This is a genomic window from Leclercia pneumoniae (assembly GCF_017348915.1).
Lineage (GTDB): Bacteria > Pseudomonadota > Gammaproteobacteria > Enterobacterales > Enterobacteriaceae > Enterobacter > Enterobacter pneumoniae.
In genome coordinates this window covers 1-3,068 of sequence record NZ_CP071384.1, presented here as the reverse complement: position 1 = coordinate 3,068, position 3,068 = coordinate 1, and the positions used below count along the sequence as shown (strand labels likewise).

Sequence of the window (3,068 nt, the reverse complement as noted above, 5' to 3'; positions counted from 1 at the left end):
GATGTTATGAGGAATATGGTTATTAACCGTTATAGGTTATCAAAAGACCGGTTGAATTTGTTTTTATATTCAAGCACAGATCTTTTGGTTATATGATATGCGGATGAAAAAAGAACAGAAAGAATTAAAGATAGAGTCATAAACAAGGCTGGTTTGTAACTTTTGCTTACCGTTTCATTGCTGATTGAAATGAATTTATTTTCTCCAGCAGTGTTGCTGTTTGTTAACAATGCAATCTTCGCATATATCTCAGAACCATTTATATAGTTGTTACTCTGATTGTTAACTATGCTTTTATAATTTTGATAATCTTGGATGTACCAATCATCAATAGCTCGATGGATAGTGTTTACTTCAGCGATTAAAACAGGTTTGTCACGGACGTCGCCAGACCATGAAAGGTTTATTTTTTGTGCTTTTTCATCTATGTTTGATGTTATGCTCTTGCTTTTGTTGTTTATTATTGATTGTATGGCGTTCGCTTTACAATAAAAATCATCCCCACAATTAATAATCATGCTGGGTGAATTGTTGATCATGTTTAATTGGTATTTTATGATTACTTTGTCTTTTGTTATAAACAGGAAGGTAAATGACAAAATTAATGAGAAAATAACAAATAAAATGATGCTCGCAATTTTTGTCTTAAGAAAGAGAAATAGCTCTATTAAATCAATATCCGATGAATTGTGTTGCATTTTCATACACCAATAGTCTTTATTAAAGCATAAGTTAAATAAAGGAATGAAATAAAAAGAGCAGTGATGAAAATTTTTGCCGATGTGGTGTATTTCATTTGAAAGGCCAATAATATAAAAAAATATTTTATCCTATTATGTGTTTGTAGGAAAAGTCCTAAAATGCAAGTTTTGTCGTTTTTTTGTTCGGTTGTGCCTGTGGAGGGCATTGTTGTCAGCCAACATCCTTTCCACATATTTTAAGATCTTCTTGAGATCCTTGCGTTACAGCCGTAATCTCTTGCTCTGAAAACGAAAAAACCACCTGCCAGGGTGGTTTTTTCGAAGGTTCTCTGAGCTACCAACTCTTTGAACCGAGGTAACTGGCTTGGAGGAGCACAGTCACCAAAACTGTTCGTTTAGTTTAGCCTTAACCGGCGCATAACTTCAAGACTAACTCCTCTAAATCATTTACCAGTGGCTGCTGCCAGTGGTGCTTTGTCATGTCTTTCCGGGTTGGACTCAAGTTGATAGTTACCGGATAAGGCGCAGCAGTCGGACTGAACGGGGGGTTCGTGCATACAGTCCAGCTTGGAGCGAACTGCCTACCCGGAACTGAGTGTCAGGCGTGGAATGAGATAAACGCGGCCATAACAGCGGAATGACACCGGTAAACCGAAAGGCAGGAACAGGAGAGCGCACGAGGGAGCCACCAGGGGGAAACGCCTGGTATCTTTAAGTCCTGTCGGGTTTCGCCACCACTGATTTGAGCGTCAGATTTCGTGATGCTTGTCAGGGGGGCGGAGCCTATGGAAAAACGGCTCCGCCGCGGCCTTATCGCTTCCCTGTTAAGTCTCTTCTTGGCATCTCCCAGGAAATTTCCGCCCCGTCAGTAAGCCGGTACCGCTCGCCGCAGCCGAACGACCGAGCGCAGCGAGTCAGTGAGCGAGGAAGCGGAATATATCCTGTATCGCATATTCTGCTTACGCGCCGGTGCCGCCTTTTTTCTCCTTCCACATGAAGCACTTCACTGATTTCCGCATCCGTGCCAACATAGTAAGCCAGTATACACTCCGCTAGCGCTACGTGACTGGTTCAGGGCTGCGCCCCGACACCCGCTAAAAGCACTGACGCGCCTGCGGCTTGCCCAACCCCGCGCCGTCCGGGAAAGAATTTCCCGATCGACCCGACGTTTCTGTTTACCTGTGATGTTAACGTTTGGATCTTTTTCCCGGGTTTACCTATTTTCTTCTAATGAAGCGTTCACAGCTGACGTTAATAGAGGGGTGCTTTTATCTTTGGTTTTTCACCAGGAGACCTTGTGAATCTTTGCCCCGATGAACGTCTGCTCTTTGTGCGGATGATTTCCGCTATGCTTCGCCGTTCGGGCGGTGATGCGGGTGCTGTTATGTTTGAGGCGTATCGCCATATTGTGTCCGATACCAATCAAGCTCGTCGTTCCTGCATGCTCGACCTGCTCGAAAGCGTCAGGCATGACTATGTACACGGTGGATATACATAGTTGCCCTGGATACGCTTTTCGTCTAAGTGAGCGTTCTTTTCGTCTCTTTATTCGCCGTCCTGTATACCGAAGCGTGCGCTCAGCTTCTGATAAAGCGCTTCTGCCTGTTCGTGCATTCGCTCACAGTCGGCTGCCTCGTCATCAAGATCGAGCACGTCGAGTTTTTCGAGCAGCAGCAGCGACTGCGCCCGGATAAATTTTGCCATGTTCAGTGCGGCTGATTCCTGTTTTGTCATACGGCTTTTTCCCGGTTTTATGGTGATCGCAGACTGAAATCTTACTTCATTCACTTGAGTGCATAGCCATGCAGGTACGCAGAAATCATCATGGCGGATTTCTGCTGTTCCGGGCAGGGGAAAGGGGGGGTTTCGGGCAGGAGGCCGCAGAAACGCGCTAAGGCTGTCTGAGAGGGTGCGGGCAACGGATGTTATGGTAAATTTCGGTGCATTGTGACTCGTTTGGATATGTTATTTGGTTGCAGTATTGAACGACCCAGAGGATTGAAAATGGATCTAGCAAAAGCACTGAAGGAAGCGGAAACCGGATATAGCCTCAACTTAACCAGTACAGATGAGGCTGAAATGCTGGCTTATATCTCAACCGTACTTGAACTCCACGCTAAAGGTGAGCTACTACATGAGTCTGCCATAGACAGGGTTATGACGTTATGTGTGCTTATTAACAAAGGAAACCGACAGGAGTTAAGCCGGACGCTTCGCGGGTTTAACAATGGTGGTAACTGGCCTAGCACTACGGGAGCTTCGTCAGGCTGCGGAAGGGGAAACGCTTAGCGCTGAAATCCCGGAGGTATTTAAGATCTTATCGAAAAGCCCACTGATAGTAGGCTTTTCTGCATCTGGCGTATATCG

At 45.2% G+C, this 3,068-nt stretch carries 4 protein-coding genes; all 4 read right to left on the bottom strand.

From position 1 onward, the window contains the following. Positions 1-29: 29 nt before the first annotated feature. The 4 genes from JZ655_RS21280 to JZ655_RS21270 all read right to left on the bottom strand — a co-directional run bounded on the left by JZ655_RS21280 (position 30) and on the right by JZ655_RS21270 (position 2,435). The gene (locus JZ655_RS21280; protein ID WP_226452926.1) at positions 30-704 is read right to left on the bottom strand and encodes a hypothetical protein; all 675 of its coding nucleotides are present in this window, start codon (positions 702-704) and stop codon (positions 30-32) included. 440 nt (positions 705-1,144) lie between these two features. Next, on the bottom strand, positions 1,145-1,258 hold the full coding sequence (locus tag JZ655_RS21475) for a replication initiation protein (protein ID WP_242637328.1): 114 nt from the start codon (positions 1,256-1,258) through the stop codon (positions 1,145-1,147). Between the two features lie 725 nt (positions 1,259-1,983). Next, the gene (locus JZ655_RS21275; protein ID WP_158236477.1) at positions 1,984-2,127 is read right to left on the bottom strand and encodes a hypothetical protein; all 144 of its coding nucleotides are present in this window, start codon (positions 2,125-2,127) and stop codon (positions 1,984-1,986) included. A gap of 119 nt (positions 2,128-2,246) precedes the next feature. Further along, a complete protein-coding gene (locus JZ655_RS21270) occupies positions 2,247-2,435 on the bottom strand; it encodes a Rop family plasmid primer RNA-binding protein (RefSeq protein ID WP_000165998.1) in 189 nt (62 codons plus the stop codon). Between the last annotated feature and the right edge of the window lie 633 nt (positions 2,436-3,068).

Coding starts and splice junctions, on each gene's coding strand:
- JZ655_RS21475 (WP_242637328.1), bottom strand. CDS start 1,258: ATGCACGAACCCCCCGTTCAGTCCGACTGCTGCGCCTTATCCGGTAAC.
- JZ655_RS21270 (WP_000165998.1), bottom strand. CDS start 2,435: ATGACAAAACAGGAATCAGCCGCACTGAACATGGCAAAATTTATCCGG.
- JZ655_RS21280 (WP_226452926.1), bottom strand. CDS start 704: ATGAAAATGCAACACAATTCATCGGATATTGATTTAATAGAGCTATTT.